Raw genomic sequence first — 16,319 nt, forward strand, 5'->3', positions numbered from 1 at the left:
CAGTACCTTCTCCTGCATTAGGATGAGTTGAGCAATGTTAAATCTTTTGATTATGCCTTCCTCGCCGGCCTTGGCGGAGGAATTATCTCCCGCAGATGCCCCTAGCCGCGCGCTATTAGGCGCAGCTCGGCAGCTGGTCCGCGAATACGCGTCGGCCAATGAGGAGCTGGTGTTAGACATCGTTGGCTCCAGGGATGCACGCTGGCATACGGCACATACAGGTTCCCTGCGCGCGTGGGGTGCCCCGAGCGTGCAGCTGGGCGAGGGCAATTACCTGCCGGAGCTTATGGCGCGCTACATGCTTGCAGGCGGTCCGGATTATCGCGTGGGCGAGGTCCGCGAGCACCTGGGCACCCCACGCGCGGGCGTTCTCACCATAGTGTGCGTAGACGGCAGTGCCGGGCTTACCCAACGCGCGCCGCTCGCGCTTATCGACGCCGCCCCTGCGGCCGCCCAGTGGTGCGAATCCCTGCTAGCGGGCGCGGACGAAAGCTGCGATGAAGAAAAGCTGCGGGCCGCCGGCGTCGAAGAGACTGCTCTGTGGGCAGAGCTCGCGGCGCTGCGGCCGGTAAAAGCGGAACTGCGCGCGGCGGATTCGACGCTGGGCGTTGGACGATACGTGGCGGGGTGGCAATGCTAAGACCAATCGCAGTCGTAGGGCCTACGGGTTCGGGTAAAAGTGACTTGGGCGTGCAGCTCGCGCATGAGCTAGACGGCGAGGTTGTCAACGTCGATTCCATGCAGCTCTACCGCGGCATGGACATCGGCACGGCGAAGCTCACGATGGAAGAACGCGAGGGCATCCCGCACCACCAGCTTGACGTCTGGGAGGTCACGGAGAAGGCCTCCGTCGCGCGCTATCAGGCAGACGCCATTGCCGACGTCGAGGCGATCATGGCCCGCGGCAAAACGCCCATCCTCGTGGGTGGCTCGATGCTCTATGTCCAGGCGCTCGTCGACGACTGGCAGTTTCCACCCACCGACCCTGCAGTTCGCGCGAAGTATGAGCAGCGGAGGGTGGAAATCGGCGTCGATAAGCTGCACGCGGAGCTTGCAGAAGTAGATCCGGCCGCGGCCGCCATCATCGAGGACAAAGACCCGCGGCGCACCGTCCGTGCGCTGGAGGTCATCGAGCTAACCGGCAAACCCTTCAAGGCCAGCCAGCCGCCGAAGGACGCGCCGCCGCGCTGGAACATGCTGCTGCTGGGCCTGCGCACGCAAGCAGATTGGCTCAACCCGCGCATCGAGCTGCGCAGCCGACGCATGTTCGAACGCGGGCTCGTAACGGAGGTCGAGCGCCTGCAAACACAAGGCCTCGTAGAAGATTCCACTGCCGGCCGCGCCATCGGCTATGCGCAGGTATTCCAAGCTCAGCGAGGAGAACTGACCTGGGACGAAGCCATAGAGCGCACGATTACCGGAACGCGGCGCTACGTGCGCCGCCAACGCTCTTGGTTTAACCGCGACAAGCGCATCAACTGGCTGAATGCGGCCGCCGATACTCGTGGGCAGGCGCTGCGTATTATTGAGGCATGAAATTTGCCAAGGGACACGGTACGGAAAACGATTTCGTCATTATCGAAGACCATGACGGCCAGCTAGAGCTTAGCCCCGAGCGCGTGCAGCGCCTGTGCGATCGCCGCGCCGGAATCGGCGGCGATGGCCTGCTGCGCGTGGTCCGCGCGGGAGCGCTGAGGGAGCCGCTCGCAGACGGCATCGCGGACGAGGATTGGTTCATGGACTACCGCAACGCCGATGGTTCCGTCGCCGAAATGTGTGGCAACGGCACTCGCGTCTTTGCCCACTGGGTGCGCTCCCGCGGCTTGGTGCAGGCCGATACCTTCACCGTCGGCACCCGTGCCGGTGCGAAAACGGTGACGGTGCATTCCTTCGATGAGTTCGAGGCGCAGGTTAGCGTGGAGATGGGTGCTGCGCGGGTAACCGGAGTTTCCACGGCGTCGATGGCAGGCGAGAGCTTTGCGGGCCTCGGTGTCGACGTGGGCAATCCGCACCTGGCAGCGGTCATCCCGGGGCTTTCGGCAGAAGGCCTGGCCGAGATGACCTTCGAGCAGCCGACTTTCGATGAGTCCTTCTTTCCCGAGGGAGTCAACGTTGAGGTGCTGACTCAGCTTGCTGAAGGCGCCGTTTCCATGCGTGTCTTCGAACGCGGCGTCGGAGAGACCCGCTCTTGCGGCACCGGCACCGTGGCGGCCGCATGCGCCGCGCTTGCCGACGCCGGCTACGGCACCGGCACCGTCAGCGTCCATGTTCCCGGCGGCACGGTGGAAGTGGAGATCTTTGACGAAGACTCGCGTCTTACCGGCCCTTCGCGCATCGTGGCAACTGGCGAGACCGCGCTTTAGTCTTTGTAGTGCGTGCCGAGGGAAAGGGCCGCGCGGCGGGCGGCGAGCCAGGTCTCGCGCAGCTCGGTGGCGCGGTCATCGGTAACCCTTAAGAGGGATTCCAGCTCGTCGGTTTCGATGTCTGTGCGGTATACGCGGATGTCCAAGCGGCTTAAAAATCGCTTGGCGCCGTTTAATTCGTAGCGGAAGGCCTCGATGGTGGGATCCGTGCAATCCAGATCCAGCAGCGCGGGGCGGTGCAAAGTGCGGTCTGCAATGGCATCGGTATTTTGCGAATTGCAGAAGGCGTCGAATTCAGCGATCACGTCGCGGATATCGTCCGCGGAAAGATCGATGGAGGTGCGCAGGGCGGCGTGCTCGGAGGCGTCGGGACGTGCAGAGGCGAAAAGCCATATGGCGCCTGCCACCAAGAGCGAAATGAAAAGGCCAGGCAGTTTCAGGGTCACGATGAGCGCAACGGCTGCCACCACCGCGAGGGTGACGGCGAGCATATGACGCCCTGTCGAGTCCATACCTGGCCCTTCTTCGTTTTATTTAGTGGCATCCGCCAGAACCGCAGGAGCAGCCGCCGTCGGAGCCGCAGCCGCCGGTGGGCATTTCGATTGAAGCCGTCAGCATACCAGTTCCAGCCAGAACTTCATCCTTGGCGGGAAGCTTACCGAAGCTGGCCGGTAAGCAGAGGTCGAACGGGAAGACGCCGTCCATGACCAGGTGCATGAACTTTTCGCCGGTAAGCTGGTTTTCGCGCCACTCGGATTCCATCACGCGGGCGGCGAATCGGCAGCCCGGGGTAGGCGCCGCTGCGCCGGAACCCTTCGCGACAATCTCTGCGCCTTCAGACTCGAAGGCCGCCGGGTAAGTATCAAACTCCGCCTCGTAGTCTGCGGCGGAGGCATAGCGTTTCACGCCGAAGCCCATGACGCTAAGGCCTACCTGCTGCCACGGCTGGGTTTCTTCGTCTGCCAGCAGCGGACCCTGCGCGAGGTTAGCGGTGGCCTGTGCGAGAACGGTGCCGAATGGGTCCAGGATTTCCATGAAAGCCAGCACGTCGTTGACCATGGACACATGCGCAAAGCCCTGCGTTACGGAATCGAAACCGATGTAGGTGGCAAAAGGCTCGACCGCGAGGATATTGATCTGCGCACCGGACGGGTCCGCGAATTGGATGAGCTGACCGTCGCGGATCTCGCCGGTGACGGTGAGCTGGTTGGTGGAAATGGCTGCCTCAACGGCGTCTTGCCAACGCACAAAGTTCAGGCCAATTGCCTGCATCTCAGTATTGGCAGTGGAGGCGGGGGAAGTTTCGGTCATAGTGGCTATTGTATCTCCGCAGACTTTAGCTACTAAAAATTGGGGTTTTAAGCCTGCGACGTGCAAGAATAAAAGCAACATGAACGAAAATCACGAAGAACTTCTCGCGCAGGCTTTTGGTGAGGAATTCCAGCCCACCACGGGCGACCTCGACCTAGCCGAGCGCAATGCCTTTCGCCGCGTTTCCACCACCATCCGCGCTGAGGACACCACCGACGGCTATGAGGTGGAGTACCGCAAGCTGCGCCTCGAGCAGGTCGTACTCGTGGGCGTATGGACCGAAGGCACCGTCGCCGAAGTAGAGGCCACCATGGCCGAGCTTGCCGCGCTGACCGAGACCGCCGGCGCCGAAGTCGTGGAAGCGATTTACCAAAAGCGCGAAAAGCCCGACCCTGGCACCTACATCGGCCGTGGCAAGGTCCAGGAACTCAAAGAAATCGTCGAAGCCACCGGCGCCGACACCGTCATCTGCGACGGCGAACTGCAGCCCGGCCAGCTTTCCGCCCTAGAGCGCGAGCTCAACACCAAGGTCATTGACCGCACCATGCTGATTCTGGATATCTTCGCCCAACACGCGAAGTCCAAAGAGGGTAAGGCGCAGGTCTCGCTTGCACAGCTGGAATACCTCTATACCCATACCCGCGGTTGGGGCGGCAACCTCTCGCGCCAGGCGGGTGGCCGCGCGGGCTCTAACGGCGGCGTCGGCTTGCGCGGCCCCGGCGAGACCAAGATTGAGTCCGACCGGCGCCGCATCCGCTCCGAGATGGCGCGCCTGCGTAAAGAGCTGCGCGGAATGAAAACCGCACGTGATATCAAACGCTCGAAGCGTCAGGCGTCGACAATCGCGCAAATTGCCATCGCCGGCTACACCAACGCGGGCAAGTCTTCCCTCATCAACGCGATGACCGGCGCAGGCGTGCTGGTGGAAAACGCGCTTTTCGCCACCCTTGACCCAACCACCCGCCGCGCAGAGCTTGCCGACGGCCGCCAAGTCGTCTTCACCGACACCGTCGGCTTCGTGCGCCACCTGCCCACGCAGCTGGTGGAGGCCTTCAAGTCCACCCTCGAGGAGGTCTTGGCTGCAGATATCATGCTGCACGTGGTCGATGGCTCCGACCCGTTCCCGCTGAAACAGATCGAGGCTGTCAACAAGGTCATCTACGACATCGTGCAGGAAACAGGCGAGCAGGCGCCGCCGGAGATTATCGTCATCAACAAGATCGATAAGGCCGATCCGCTGGTGCTTGCTGAGATTCGCCACGTGCTCGACCGCGAGAACGTGGTCTACGTATCCGCGCACACCGGCGAGGGCATTGATGAGCTGACCTCGCGTGTTGAGCTTTTTCTCAACTCCCGCGATGCGCACGTGCGTTTGCTGGTGCCTTTTACCCGCGGCGATGTTGTCTCCCGTGTGCATGCCGAAGGCACTGTTTTGGGCGAGGAGTACACAGGGGAGGGCACGCTTGTCGACGTCCGCCTGCCTGCCTCCATTGCCCACGAATTGGCGGAGTACGTTGCGGAAGAAGTTTCCTAAAACGCCGCTGGTGGGCCATAATGAAGGCTCGTGAGTACTTTTGGTTGGCGCCTGCACGGCGATGGTAAGAATATTGCACCTGGCGCGGTAGTAGCGCCTGAAGAACGCTTGAGCTGGGGCCGCACTATCGGCATCGGCATGCAGCACGTGGTGGCTATGTTTGGCGCCACGTTGCTGGTTCCCACCTTGACCGGTTTCCCGGTTAATACGACGCTGCTGTTCTCGGGCATCAGCACTATTTTGTTCCTGTTGATTACCCGCAATCGCCTGCCTTCCTACCTGGGCTCTTCTTTTGCCTTCATCGCACCGCTGACGGCGTCGCAGCAGTATGGCATCAGCGCGCAGGCCGGTTCCATTTTGGTGACCGGTGCAGTGTTGATGGCCGTCGGTTTCGTGGTGAAAGCTGCGGGGCGCCGTGTGCTGGACGCGGTGATGCCGCCGGCCGTGACCGGTTCCATCGTGGCGCTCATCGGCCTGAACTTGGCGCCGGCGGCCACGACGAACTTCCAGACCCAGCCGCTCGTTGCAGCGATTACCCTGGCTGCTATCGTCCTGGCAACCGTGGGCGGGCGCGGCATGGTCTCCCGCTTGGGCATCCTCATCGGTGTCGTCGTGGGCTGGGTCTTTGCGGCGCTTACCGGAAACCTGGCGGAAGGAACCGCGCAGACCATCCGCGATGCTGCCTGGATTGGCTTCCCGCAGTTCCACTCGCCGGAGTTTAAGTTCTCCGCCATCGCCGTTGCGCTGCCAGTGCTGGTGGTGCTGATTGCAGAAAACATTGGCCACGTTAAGGCCGTGTCTGAGATGACGAAGCGCGACCTCGATGACCTAGCTGGCGACGCGCTTATCGCCGACGGCCTCGGCACCGCCATCGCCGGCGGCTTCGGCGGTTCCGGCACCACAACTTATGCCGAGAACATCGGCGTTATGGCCGCGACTCGCGTGTACTCCACGGCGGCCTACTGGGTGGCTGCGGTCTTCGCCATCTGCTTGGCCTTCATCCCGAAGTTCGGCGCGCTGATTTTCACCATCCCCACCGGTGTGCTGGGCGGGGCGACCCTCGTACTTTACGGCCTCATCGGCATGCTGGGCATCCGCATCTGGATGGATAACAAGGTCAACTTCAACAATCCGGTGAACCTGACCTGTGCTGCGGTGGCGTTGATTGCGGGTATCGGCAACCTGACGTTGAACGTGGGTTCCGTTTCCCTCGAGGGCATCGCTTGGGGCTCCATCGGCGTCATTGTGGTCTACCCTGCGGCGAAGTGGCTCTACGAAACCCTTGGTGAGGGCAAGGGCGCCAAGTACTAAAAGGGGATACGTCACCAATCTTGCCCCTTTTCGGGGTGAATTCGGCGAAGTTATCCACAGGCAAAAAAATTGCCTCTTGTGGGGTTTGGTGAGGGCTTTTTAGGCTCAAAAACCATGAACGCACTAGCAGACTTCCTCGCAGCCCAGGCGCCAGGCATGGCCATTCTTGCCGGCGCCCACGGGCGCAGCGAAGCACAGCTCGTGCAGCTCGGCGCGTCGAACTTACAGGCCCGCGAGCTTATCTATCTGGCGGGCATCTATTTTGGCCCCACCTCCTCTTCGCGCCGCCAGCGCAACGCGCAGCGCTCAGAGCATAGCCTGTCCACGCTGACGATGATCGAAGGCTACATTTCCCGCATCCCACGCCAACGCGATAAGTGGAAAGTACGGGAAGCACTCTGCGCCAGCACCCTTCCCGCGGACAAGCTGAAGGCAAAAGCCCGCGCGATGGCGAAAGAATACGCCAAGCAACCACAGGAAGGGGTGCGGATTACGCGGCGTCGCCAAGCGCTGTGGTCCCTGACCGTTACCGGCAAGCAGGACATGATTGCCGATATCTTCTCTGCCTTAAAACCGGAAGCGCCCGTCCAATCCTTTTATGAGGGATTCTTTTCCGGTGCGCACAAGCCGGTGGCGGGCTCCCACGTCGTCATCACTCTGGATGAGTTCGTGGAAATCGCGCAAGGCGGCGGAGAGGAAATCCTGCTTCGCATGACCAACGGCGCGAGCATTTCTGGCGCGGATTTCGTCTCCCGCGTGCTTTCCGCGCATGGATTGGTCAGCCTCGTGCATCCTTATGAAGGGCCGGTCAATCTTTATCGCACGCGGCGGTTTGCTAATGAAAAGCAGCGCCTGCTGGCCGCGGCCGAAAATCCCACGTGCGCGTGGCCGGGCTGTAATCACCCGGCGGATAGTGCGCAGGCCCATCACCTCACCGCTTGGGCTAGGGGAGGCGATACGAACATCGGAAACCTCGTAACCTGCTGTGCGTATCACAACGGAATAAATGACGACTCTCCGCCTGGAAGTTCGCCGAAAACTTCCCGTGGAAAGCTAGCTCGCATTCGCGGAAAAATCACCTGGTTGCCGCCGTGGGCTTCGCCGGTGAGCTAGAGCCCCCGCCACGCGCGGGCGCTTTGGCATGCCCAAAACTTAAAAAGGACTCCCAAGCTTTAAAGCTCGGGAGTCTTTTAAAGCTAACGCTAGGAAGCGTCGAGGTCCTGCTCGATGAGAGCGGCGATCTTCTCGACTGCTTCTGCATTCTCGGAGGTAACGGTAACTTCGTCACCCTGCTCAGCGCCCAAGGCCATGATCATCAGGGAGGAAGCTGCGTCGGTTTCTTCGTCGTCATCGCTGCCGACGAGGGTCAGCAGAATGTCTTCGTCATAAGCCTCTGCAGCGTCTGCGATGATGGACGCAGGACGTGCATGCAGTCCGACGGAAGAGCCAACCTTTACGGTCTTAGATGCCATGATGATAAGTCCTTTCGACTATGTGAGATTTCGTGTTAACAAGTGTACGCGTTATGCCTCGGCCTTGGCAGCCTCCGCCTTGGCGGCTGCTTCCTCGACGGTCTTGTTCGGCCAGAACTGCTTCAGCGCAATGACCGCCAGCGCGGAAACCACGACGCCCGCCGCGATAGCCACGACATAAGCCCAGGCCGGGTCGATGGCAAAGAAGACAAAGATGCCGCCGTGTGGGGCACGCGAACCGACGCTCAGGGCCATCGACAGTGCACCGGTGGTGGCGCCACCGAGCATCATCGCTGGGATGACGCGCAATGGGTCAGCGGCAGCGAATGGGATGGCGCCCTCCGAGACGAAGGAGAGGCCGAGTAGCCACGCGGACTTGCCGTTTTCCTGCTCCGCCGGGGTAAACAGGTTCTTGCGCAGGAAGGTCGCAATCGATAGCGCAATCGGCGGAACCATGCCGGAGGCCATGACGGCAGCCATGATCTCCATGGAGGCCTGGTCGCCGGTGGAAAGGCCGGCGGTGGCAAACAGGTAGGCCGCCTTATTGACGGGGCCGCCCAGGTCGAAGCACATCATCAGCCCGAGGATGATGCCCAGCAGCACGGCAGACGAGCCGGACATGGAAGAAAGCCAGTTCTGCAGGCCTTCCATAATTGCGGCCAGCGGAGCTCCGAGCAGCAGGTACATCAGCAGACCGGTGATAAGGCTGGTCAGCAGCGGAATGATGACAACCGGCATCAGGGAACCGATCCAGCGGGGGACCTTCCAGTTGCCGATCCACATGGCGATAAGCCCCGCGATAAGACCGGTGACCAGGCCACCGATGAAGCCCGCGCCGAGGGTGACGGCGATGGCGCCGCCGGCGAAACCAGGAGCGATGCCCGGGCGGCCGGCAAAAGCGAAGGCGATATAGCCCGACAGTGCCGCAACGATAAAGCCCATGGCTGCTTGGCCGATGGCAAAGAGCACCGCACCGATATAGAGCAGGAAGCCGGAGCGGTCGAAGGTCATCATCGCGCCGTCGACCTCAACTTGGTGGCCGGGCAGGTTGGTCAACGAGTAGTTGGTGGAAATCGCCTGCCAACCGTTGGCCATGTCGTATCCGCCGAAGAGGAAGCCGAGGGCGAGCAAAAGGCCGCCCGCGGCCACGAAAGGCACCATGTAGGACACGCCGGTCATGATCGCCTGCTGGATGCGCTTGCCCCAGCCGAGTGCTTCGCCTTCTTCTCCGCTGCCTGATGCGCTTCCTGACGCGCTTTCCGATGTCGCCGTTCCCGCCACGCGCCGCGCATTCGGGTTCTTGGCAGCGGCGACCGCCGCATCGAGCATGACGCCAGGCTCGTTGATGGCGCGCTTGACGCCGGATTCGATGACGGGCTTGCCGACGAAGCGTTCGCGTTCACGGACTCCGACGTCGGTGGCGAAAATGACGGCGTCAGCGGCGTCGATCACCGATTGCGAGACGGAGGTGTTATTCGAGGAGCCTTGGGTCTCGACGGTGAGGTTTATGTCGGTGCGCTCTGCCGCGGTTTGGGTCAGGGCGTCGGCAGCCATGTAGGTATGCGCAATGCCGGTGGGGCAGGCGGTGACCGCGACGATGTTGGTGGCTGCGTTCTCGGTAGTTGGTGTTGCGGTAGCGGACGCCGCCGTAGCGGCGGAAGTTGACGCCGCGGAAGCAGAATTCGCGGGCTTCTTTGGCTTTTCCGCGTTGACCACATCCAGCACCAGCTTGACGATTTCATCCTTGGTCGCCGCAGTACGCAGCGCCTCTAGGAAGTCCTTCTTGACCAGTGCGCGGGCCAACTTGGAAAGGATCTTTAGGTGTGCCTTACCGCCACCGGCGGGGGCAGCGATGAGGAAGACCAACTTGGCGTCGCCGTCGGGACCGGAGAAATCGACACCGCGGGAAAGTCGCGCGAAGGCCAGCGTTGGCTCGGTTACGACCTCAGAGCGGCAGTGTGGAATAGCAACGCCTCCGGGCACGCCGGTGCCAGCCTTGGCCTCGCGGTCGATGGCCGGTTGGGCGAGACCCTCGGCGGAGGTCGCGCGCCCCGTCTCGTGCACCAGGGTGGCAAGGTTAGTGATGACAGATTCGACACTGTCGCCGAAATCGGCGTCCAACGCGACCAAGTCTGTCGTGATGAGATTGGATGCCATGAGGGCACTCCTTTAATGATCAAAGTTGTAGTTAAACGCGGTTAAAGGCTTAAAACTTTAGTTTCTGAGATATTGACTTGTGCAGGCTTTGGCAGCTGGGTGCCGGGCAGAGCCGCAGCCGCAGAACCGTAGGCCACGGATTGGCGCAAAGCTTCCGCAAAGTCCTTCCCTGCGCGGCGGGCCAAAATATAGCCGGCAAGTGCGGAATCACCCGCGCCGACGGTGGATGCGACAGCCGTAGGAGGTGGGGTAGCAGCCCAAGCGCCATCTGCAGTAACGAGAACTGCGCCAGCACCGCCCAAAGTGACGAGAACCTCATCGACGCCACGACCAACCACTACGCGCGCGGCTTCGACGACGCCTGAGTAGTCGCCCTGTTCCGCGGCGGCCTCGAGTGCATTTCCGTCAGTATCGGTGAGCTGGCCGAGTTCAAGCCCATTGGGCTTGAGTAGATTCGGTGCGGACTCGTTGAGGCGCTCTGCAAGGGCGACCATCGGGGCGTCGGAAGTGTCGACGGCGATGCGTGCTTGGGGCGCGGCGGAGCGGATGGCGTCGACAAGCGTGGCGTACCAATGCGTGGGAACGCCCTTGGGCAGGGAACCCGCAAGCACCACCCATTCCGCGCCGATGGAAAGCGCGGCCAGTGAGGAGGAAATGGCAGACTGGACTGTCTCGTCGAGCTCAGGGCCAGGGCCGTTGACCTTGGTGGTGCGGCCACCTGGCTCGGTGATGGTGGTGTTGGTTCGGACAGAACCAGGCATAGATACGGCATCGAAGGGAATGTTGCCGTCTTCCATCAAGGTAAGGAAGTGATCGCCCTTGCGTGCGGGCAGAAGAGCGACGGATTTCTCGCCGGCAAGGTGCACCGCGTGCGTGACGTTGACGCCTTTGCCGCCTGCGACCTGCGAAACCAGGCTGGCGCGGTGAACTGCGCCAGGATTGATGGCTTCTTGGAGGTTTAGGGTGGCGTCAATACTGGGGTTGGGGGTCAATGTGAGAATCATTGTGGAGACTCGTCCCTTTCGCAGTTTGCGTATATTGGGAGAAAGCTAGCTGGACGGTGGTCGAGCGCAGATTTCTGCTCCCTGTTGATTGTTGTCTGGTTATGTCCGAAAGTCAATCAAAAGAGTGTGGTATTCGTTGCTTTTTCGCCCGATCTGTGATGATCTAGGGGGAGAGCAAATCCCCTCCCAAAGGAATGTGTGATGGAAAACGAATCTCAATCAACCATCAAGGGCACTGGCGTCGTTGCCGGTGTCGCATACGCCGAGGCCGTGTGGGTGCGTCCTCGTCCAGAACTGCCAACTGCTGGGGAGCTAATCGATGAAGAAAAGCGCGACGGCGAGTATGACCGATTCCTAGAGGCTGTCGATATCGTGGCAAGCCGCCTCGAGCAGCGTGCGGCCGGCGCAGAAGGCCAGGCGGCTGAGGTGCTGGGCGCTACCGCCGGCATGGTCAAGGACCGCGGCTGGCACAAGGCGGTGCGCAAGTCCATCCGTGCAGGCCGGCCGGCGGAGTACGCAACCGCGAGCGCGACTGAGAAGTTTGTCACCATGTTTGAAGCAGCAGGCGGTGTGATGGCCGAGCGCACGACGGACCTAAAGGACGTGCGCGACCGCGTTATTGCGCAGCTGCGTGGCGAGCAGGAGCCAGGTCTGCCGATGGTCACCGGAGAAGCAGTGCTGCTTGCTGATGACCTCGCGCCCGCCGATACCGCAACCCTCGACACCGCACACATCAAGGCTTTGGTCACCGAGCTCGGTGGCCCGACGAGCCACACGGCGATTATCGCTCGCCAGCTGGACATTCCATGCATCGTGGCCGTGGGCGCGGAGCTGCGTGACATTGAGGCCGGCGCGCTCGTGTTCGTGGACGGCTCTATTGGCGCGGTGAACTTGGGTGCAGACCGCGAGGAGTCTTTGCGGGCGGTAGAGGAATACCGCGAGAAGGCTGTGCGAGTGGCGCAGTGGCGTGGCCCGGCGCAAACTAAGGATGGCCATCGCGTGCAGCTTTTGGCCAACGTCGCGGACGGCAACGCGGCGCGTATCGCGTCGGATTCCCAGGCGGAGGGCATTGGTCTTTACCGCACTGAGCTTTCCTTCCTCTCTGCGAGCGAGGAGCCGACGGTGGATGAGCAGGCGCGCATCTATGGGAAGGTCTTTAACGCCTTCTCGTCTTCCAAGGTGGTTGTTCGTACCTTGGATGCGGGTTCAGATAAGCCGATTTCTTATGCCACCATGTCTTCCGAGGAAAACCCTGCGCTTGGCGTGCGTGGTCTGCGTATCGCACGCGATAACGAGGCGCTGTTGACTCGCCAGCTGGATGCCATTGCGCAGGCTTCCGCAGACCGTGGCGACGATGCCCCGACGTGGGTTATGGCGCCGATGGTCGCTACCGCCGTTGAGGCGAAGTGGTTCGCGGGTCTTTGTCGCGAGCGTGGCCTTACTGCGGGCGCCATGATTGAGGTTCCAGCGGCGGCTTTGATGGCCGATACCATCATGCCGCATCTAGACTTCGTCTCCATTGGTACCAATGACTTGACGCAGTACACCATGGCGGCGGATCGTCTTTCCCCGCAGCTGGCATATCTTACTGATCCATGGCAGCCGGCAGTGCTGCGCCTTATCCAGCACACCTGCGTGGTGGGCCAGGATAACAATGTTCCGGTTGGCGTATGCGGCGAGGCGGCAGCGGATCCGCTGCTTGCCTGCGTGCTGACTGGCTTGGGCGTGAACTCCCTGTCGGCGGCTTCCACGGCTGTCGCCGGCGTGGGCGCACAGCTTGCGGAGCTGACGTTCGAGCAGTGCCAAAAGCTTGCCGACGCCGCCATCAACGCCGAGGGCCCATCCGAAGCCCGAGCGGCAGCGCTCGCTTTGTTGGACGAGTTCTAAAACATAAAGATAGCCCCGCTTTTGGCGGGGCTATCTTTGTATGTGCCGATGCTACTTATCGGCGGCGATGACTACTTCGATTTCGCGCTCGCGAAGCGCCTCGATGAAGCTTTCTGGTGCGGCGGCATCGGTGATGACGACGTCGATATCCGCGATGGAGGCGAAGCTGACCAAATAATCGTTACCGAGTTTCGAGGAATCGCAGAGGACCACGACCTTGTGGGCGTTGGTGACAAAAGCGGACTTGATGGCTGCCTCTTGGGAATCTGCGGTAGACAGGCCGTGGTCGAGGGTGAGCGCATTGGTGCCGATGAAGGCGACGTCGGCACGCATGAGCGCCATGGTGCGCAGTGCAGTATCGCCCACGACTGCCTGGGTTATGGCGCGGACGGTGCCGCCGAGCAGCTGAACGTCGGGAACGCCGTTGCTTGCCAAGGAAAGCGAGATGGGCAAGCTATTGGAAACTATCGAAAATTGCCCTGCGGCGAATTGTTGACCGATGAGGTCTGCCAGGGCATTGGTGGTAGTACCCGCGTCGAGGAAGACGCTGCCGCCGGCGTCTGGGAGGAACTGCATGGCGGCGCGTGCGATGGCAATCTTGGCGCCGGTAGCGGAACGTTGCCGAGTGTCGAGGGTCAGCTCTGCGGTTTGGAAGGACTGAGAGGCCACAGCGCCGCCATGCACGCGGTGCACAACGCCTTCGCGGTCTAGGACCGCGAGATCGCGACGAATGGTTTCAGCGGTGACGTCGAAGCGCTCGGAAAGCTCGGTGACGTTGACGCGTCCCTCAACTGCGGTGAGGGAGGCGATCTGACGGCGACGCTCCTCTGCGTACATAGGGTCCTCCAAAGATCTGCCCAGGAACGGGGTGGGGGCTAGACAGCCTCCGTCTATTGGGGGTAAAGCGGAAGCTGTTGCCGGAATAATACTGGCTTGCCTCTAGTTTTCCAGAAATCCCTACGAATCGGAACGAAACAAAGAGTTTCACATATCGCTAATCTTGCATGCGGACGCCGAAATTTTCTTTAGCTGCAGATTTGCAAAATGTGACTTTAAACGCCGGCCAATGGACAACCGGAAAATTACGCATAAAAGGGGGTATTTTCGGGCATCCGTTGGCCGGCGTTGAAGCAGCGGAAGTGGGTGGTTAGAGCTTGCGGAACACCGAAACTACCTTGCCCATGATTTCTGCATCGTCACCCTTGATTGGGGAGTAAGCATCGTTGTGGGGCAGGAGCCACACACCCGAGGAATCCCGGTGGAATTCCTTGACGGTGGCTTCCTCGCCGTCGAGAAGCGCGGCGACAAACTCGCCTTCCTCGGCCACCGACTGCGAACGAACGATGACCCAGTCACCGTTGAGGATGCCTGCGTCCTGCATGGAGTCTCCCACAACCTGGAGCATGTATAGTTCGCCGTTGCCAACTACGTCATCTGGCATGGGAAAGTAGGTGTCGATGTTTTCTTCGGCGGTAATCGGCGAACCTGCGGCAATGCGGCCGACCACCGGAATATAGGAAACTGCGGAAGCGTCCTCTGGGGTGGCGTCGACAGACTGCTGCGGTTCTTCCTTGGGTGAGGCCTTGCGCCCTGGCTTCTTGGGCTCTTCCTCATTGAGGTGGCGTACATCGACGGCGCGGGGCTTGTTTGGGTCGCGGCGCAGGAAGCCTTTTTCTTCTAGTTGCTTGAGCTGATAGGCCACAGAAGAGGTGGACTGGAGGCCGGCAGCGTCGCCGATTTCGCGGATGCTTGGCGGGTAGCCGCGGAGCATGACTGCGTCGTGAATGACGTCGAGGATGCGGCGTTGGCGCGGCGAAAGGGAGTTGATGTCGGGCTTAGCGGAATTTTTAGCTGGCTTGCGTGGCACAGTTTCTCCTCGGCGGGGGTGGAAGTTGCCGCGCGGCTTCCGTCGCGGCTTGGGTTGTTCGAACTTGGGTTGCTCGAATTTTCGAAAAGCTTCCCTTCTTTTCTACCACGTGGGGGACAAATGTTCGAGAAATTTGCCGGAGGTGTGGACAAACTTTCGAAAAGTTGTTATAAATCGAACATAGCAACTAATTCGAACGGATTATCGATGAAACTTTTCGAACATGTCGCAGCAGAAAAGTACTCTGCAACCATCAGTTAATCGCAACACACAAACACTGGAGAATCTCACAATGGCTATCGCACTCAACACCGCATCCACCTATGTTACTTCCACTAATGCTCGCCGCGCGTACCGCGCTCGCGTCGTGCCGGCAGCCTCTGTTTGGGATGCGGATGTCTACGATGCCCGTCGCGCTGGGGTAACCGCAACACCCCACGATGTTCGAACCCTTAGCGTGGATAATCGAACATACGGAGCCCCTATCCGCCGCTGCGCGAATTCTGAATCCGCTGGTCATGGCGAGCAAGAATATTCGCGTGCGCAATCGAATCGTGCGAATTATCTGTTGGGCGCTGTCTTTGGTGCAGCAGTGTTCATCGGAACTGTATTCGGAGGCTTGACTGCTGACACTGGTGCTGTCCACACCGAGAACGCCCAAGTGGTTCAGGCAGGCGTTACGCACTAGCCGCCGCTGCACGCTAACCCCGTCGCGCGTTAGCTGCCGTCGCGCGTTTGGCTAGGCAGCGCTTGTGGCGTGCGGTTCTGTGGGCGTGCGGCAGTGTTGGTGTGGGAAAGTAATCACTCGGCTTGGATGCCGGCCGGAAAATGGCATCCCCAGTTGTTTGGGCAGTACACTAAATGCGGTCTTAACGCCTGCCTTCCACGTGTGGGAGGTGGATGACGTGAAAGTGAAAGGAACCGTGCGGTGTACTGCCCGTTTTGTCATTATGAACAGTCGCGAGTCATCGACTCTCGTGTAGTCGACGCCGGCACCGCCATCCGCCGTCGGCGCGAGTGCGCCTCCTGCAAAGGCCGTTTCACCACGATGGAAAAGGCGGTTCTTTTGGTGGTTAAGCGCAACGGTCTGGCGGAGCCGTTCAGCCGCGACAAGCTAATCCGCGGCGTCCGTCGCGCTTGCCAGGGACGCGACGTCAGCGACGACGCTTTGAAAAAGCTAGCCCAAGAAGTAGAGGAGACCGTGCGCAGCCACGGTTCCTCCCAGGTCAATGCCAACGACATTGGCCTTGCAATCCTCGAGCCGCTGCGTGACCTTGATGAGGTGGCCTACCTGCGCTTCGCGTCCGTTTACAAGTCCTTCGAAAGCGCCGACGATTTCGAATCCGAAATTCGCCTGATGCGCCGCCGCGACCGCGATAACTTTTAAGAGCCGCAGTGCCAGCCTAGGGCTGG

Annotated in this window: 16 protein-coding genes; 9 read left to right on the plus strand and 7 right to left on the minus strand. The window is 61.0% G+C overall.

The features are described from left to right. The first annotated feature begins 34 nt into the window (after positions 1-34). From HMPREF3158_RS02835 to dapF, 3 genes are read left to right on the plus strand one after another with little or no spacing between them, the layout of a single operon-like run. Positions 35-640 carry a hypothetical protein gene (locus HMPREF3158_RS02835; protein WP_062038622.1) on the plus strand — a complete coding sequence of 202 codons (606 nt, stop codon included), beginning with the start codon at positions 35-37 and terminating at the stop codon, positions 638-640. Then, positions 634-1,536, plus strand: a complete 903-nt coding sequence (gene miaA, locus HMPREF3158_RS02840) for a tRNA (adenosine(37)-N6)-dimethylallyltransferase MiaA (RefSeq protein ID WP_062038625.1) — start codon at positions 634-636, stop codon at positions 1,534-1,536. The genes HMPREF3158_RS02835 and miaA overlap by 7 nt, the downstream gene beginning before the upstream one ends. Beyond that, complete coding sequence (gene dapF, locus HMPREF3158_RS02845; RefSeq protein ID WP_061923034.1) at positions 1,533-2,363, plus strand: diaminopimelate epimerase; 831 nt, start codon at positions 1,533-1,535, stop codon at positions 2,361-2,363. Before miaA ends, dapF begins: the two co-directional genes overlap by 4 nt. Here the strand turns inward: dapF and HMPREF3158_RS02850 are convergent. After that, positions 2,360-2,875 (minus strand): hypothetical protein, encoded by a 516-nt coding sequence (locus HMPREF3158_RS02850; RefSeq protein ID WP_062038628.1) that lies wholly within the window; start codon positions 2,873-2,875, stop codon positions 2,360-2,362. The genes dapF and HMPREF3158_RS02850 overlap by 4 nt on opposite strands. Positions 2,876-2,897: 22 nt before the next feature. Beyond that, on the minus strand, positions 2,898-3,674 hold the full coding sequence (locus HMPREF3158_RS02855) for a hypothetical protein (protein ID WP_062038631.1): 777 nt from the start codon (positions 3,672-3,674) through the stop codon (positions 2,898-2,900). A gap of 79 nt (positions 3,675-3,753) precedes the next feature. On the opposite strand from HMPREF3158_RS02855, the gene hflX reads away from it, so the two are divergent. From hflX to HMPREF3158_RS02870, 3 genes are all read left to right on the plus strand, one after another. Beyond that, on the plus strand, positions 3,754-5,208 hold the full coding sequence (gene hflX, locus HMPREF3158_RS02860; protein ID WP_062038634.1) for a GTPase HflX: 1,455 nt from the start codon (positions 3,754-3,756) through the stop codon (positions 5,206-5,208). Between the two features lie 30 nt (positions 5,209-5,238). Next, positions 5,239-6,519, plus strand: a complete 1,281-nt coding sequence (locus HMPREF3158_RS02865) for a uracil-xanthine permease family protein (RefSeq protein ID WP_070497239.1) — start codon at positions 5,239-5,241, stop codon at positions 6,517-6,519. 114 nt (positions 6,520-6,633) lie between these two features. After that, entirely contained in the window at positions 6,634-7,632 is a 999-nt protein-coding gene (locus tag HMPREF3158_RS02870; protein WP_070497241.1) for an HNH endonuclease signature motif containing protein, read from the plus strand. An 89-nt stretch (positions 7,633-7,721) separates the two neighbouring features. Here the strand turns inward: HMPREF3158_RS02870 and HMPREF3158_RS02875 are convergent, their stop codons facing one another. From HMPREF3158_RS02875 to HMPREF3158_RS02885, 3 genes are read right to left on the minus strand one after another with little or no spacing between them, the layout of a single operon-like run. Continuing rightward, complete coding sequence (locus HMPREF3158_RS02875; protein WP_061923017.1) at positions 7,722-7,991, minus strand: HPr family phosphocarrier protein; 270 nt, start codon at positions 7,989-7,991, stop codon at positions 7,722-7,724. 51 nt (positions 7,992-8,042) lie between these two features. After that, entirely contained in the window at positions 8,043-10,148 is a 2,106-nt protein-coding gene (locus tag HMPREF3158_RS02880; protein WP_070497243.1) for a PTS fructose transporter subunit IIABC, read from the minus strand. Between the two features lie 41 nt (positions 10,149-10,189). Beyond that, entirely contained in the window at positions 10,190-11,152 is a 963-nt protein-coding gene (locus tag HMPREF3158_RS02885; RefSeq protein ID WP_062038649.1) for a 1-phosphofructokinase family hexose kinase, read from the minus strand. Between the two features lie 201 nt (positions 11,153-11,353). Here HMPREF3158_RS02885 and ptsP point away from each other — a divergent pair, with 201 nt between their 5' ends. Beyond that, positions 11,354-13,039: a phosphoenolpyruvate--protein phosphotransferase gene (gene ptsP, locus HMPREF3158_RS02890; RefSeq protein ID WP_062038652.1), complete on the plus strand. Its 1,686-nt coding sequence runs from the start codon at positions 11,354-11,356 to the stop codon at positions 13,037-13,039. 51 nt (positions 13,040-13,090) lie between these two features. Here ptsP and HMPREF3158_RS02895 read toward each other — a convergent pair whose 3' ends face one another. After that, positions 13,091-13,876 (minus strand): DeoR/GlpR family DNA-binding transcription regulator, encoded by a 786-nt coding sequence (locus HMPREF3158_RS02895; protein ID WP_062038655.1) that lies wholly within the window; start codon positions 13,874-13,876, stop codon positions 13,091-13,093. Between the two features lie 310 nt (positions 13,877-14,186). After that, positions 14,187-14,906 carry a transcriptional repressor LexA gene (lexA, locus tag HMPREF3158_RS02900; protein WP_062038658.1) on the minus strand — a complete coding sequence of 240 codons (720 nt, stop codon included), beginning with the start codon at positions 14,904-14,906 and terminating at the stop codon, positions 14,187-14,189. Positions 14,907-15,198: 292 nt separating this feature from the next. On the opposite strand from lexA, the gene HMPREF3158_RS02905 reads away from it, so the two are divergent. Both HMPREF3158_RS02905 and nrdR read left to right on the plus strand, forming a co-directional pair. Further along, on the plus strand, positions 15,199-15,594 hold the full coding sequence (locus HMPREF3158_RS02905; RefSeq protein ID WP_062038661.1) for a hypothetical protein: 396 nt from the start codon (positions 15,199-15,201) through the stop codon (positions 15,592-15,594). 240 nt (positions 15,595-15,834) lie between these two features. Beyond that, positions 15,835-16,293, plus strand: a complete 459-nt coding sequence (nrdR, locus tag HMPREF3158_RS02910) for a transcriptional regulator NrdR (protein WP_062038664.1) — start codon at positions 15,835-15,837, stop codon at positions 16,291-16,293. Positions 16,294-16,319 lie beyond the last annotated feature (26 nt).

Source organism: Corynebacterium sp. HMSC06G04, from assembly GCF_001807365.1.
In the GTDB taxonomy this organism is placed as follows: Bacteria; Actinomycetota; Actinomycetes; order Mycobacteriales; family Mycobacteriaceae; genus Corynebacterium; species Corynebacterium simulans.

Bases quoted from the DNA above. Each gene is read 5' to 3' on its own strand.
- HMPREF3158_RS02835 (WP_062038622.1), top strand. From the start codon at position 35: ATGTTAAATCTTTTGATTATGCCTTCCTCGCCGGCCTTGGCGGAGGAA.
- miaA (WP_062038625.1), top strand. From the start codon at position 634: ATGCTAAGACCAATCGCAGTCGTAGGGCCTACGGGTTCGGGTAAAAGT.
- dapF (WP_061923034.1), top strand. From the start codon at position 1,533: ATGAAATTTGCCAAGGGACACGGTACGGAAAACGATTTCGTCATTATC.
- HMPREF3158_RS02850 (WP_062038628.1), bottom strand. From the start codon at position 2,875: ATGGACTCGACAGGGCGTCATATGCTCGCCGTCACCCTCGCGGTGGTG.
- HMPREF3158_RS02855 (WP_062038631.1), bottom strand. From the start codon at position 3,674: ATGACCGAAACTTCCCCCGCCTCCACTGCCAATACTGAGATGCAGGCA.
- hflX (WP_062038634.1), top strand. From the start codon at position 3,754: ATGAACGAAAATCACGAAGAACTTCTCGCGCAGGCTTTTGGTGAGGAA.
- HMPREF3158_RS02870 (WP_070497241.1), top strand. From the start codon at position 6,634: ATGAACGCACTAGCAGACTTCCTCGCAGCCCAGGCGCCAGGCATGGCC.
- HMPREF3158_RS02875 (WP_061923017.1), bottom strand. From the start codon at position 7,991: ATGGCATCTAAGACCGTAAAGGTTGGCTCTTCCGTCGGACTGCATGCA.
- HMPREF3158_RS02880 (WP_070497243.1), bottom strand. From the start codon at position 10,148: ATGGCATCCAATCTCATCACGACAGACTTGGTCGCGTTGGACGCCGAT.
- HMPREF3158_RS02885 (WP_062038649.1), bottom strand. From the start codon at position 11,152: ATGATTCTCACATTGACCCCCAACCCCAGTATTGACGCCACCCTAAAC.
- ptsP (WP_062038652.1), top strand. From the start codon at position 11,354: ATGGAAAACGAATCTCAATCAACCATCAAGGGCACTGGCGTCGTTGCC.
- HMPREF3158_RS02895 (WP_062038655.1), bottom strand. From the start codon at position 13,876: ATGTACGCAGAGGAGCGTCGCCGTCAGATCGCCTCCCTCACCGCAGTT.
- HMPREF3158_RS02905 (WP_062038661.1), top strand. From the start codon at position 15,199: ATGGCTATCGCACTCAACACCGCATCCACCTATGTTACTTCCACTAAT.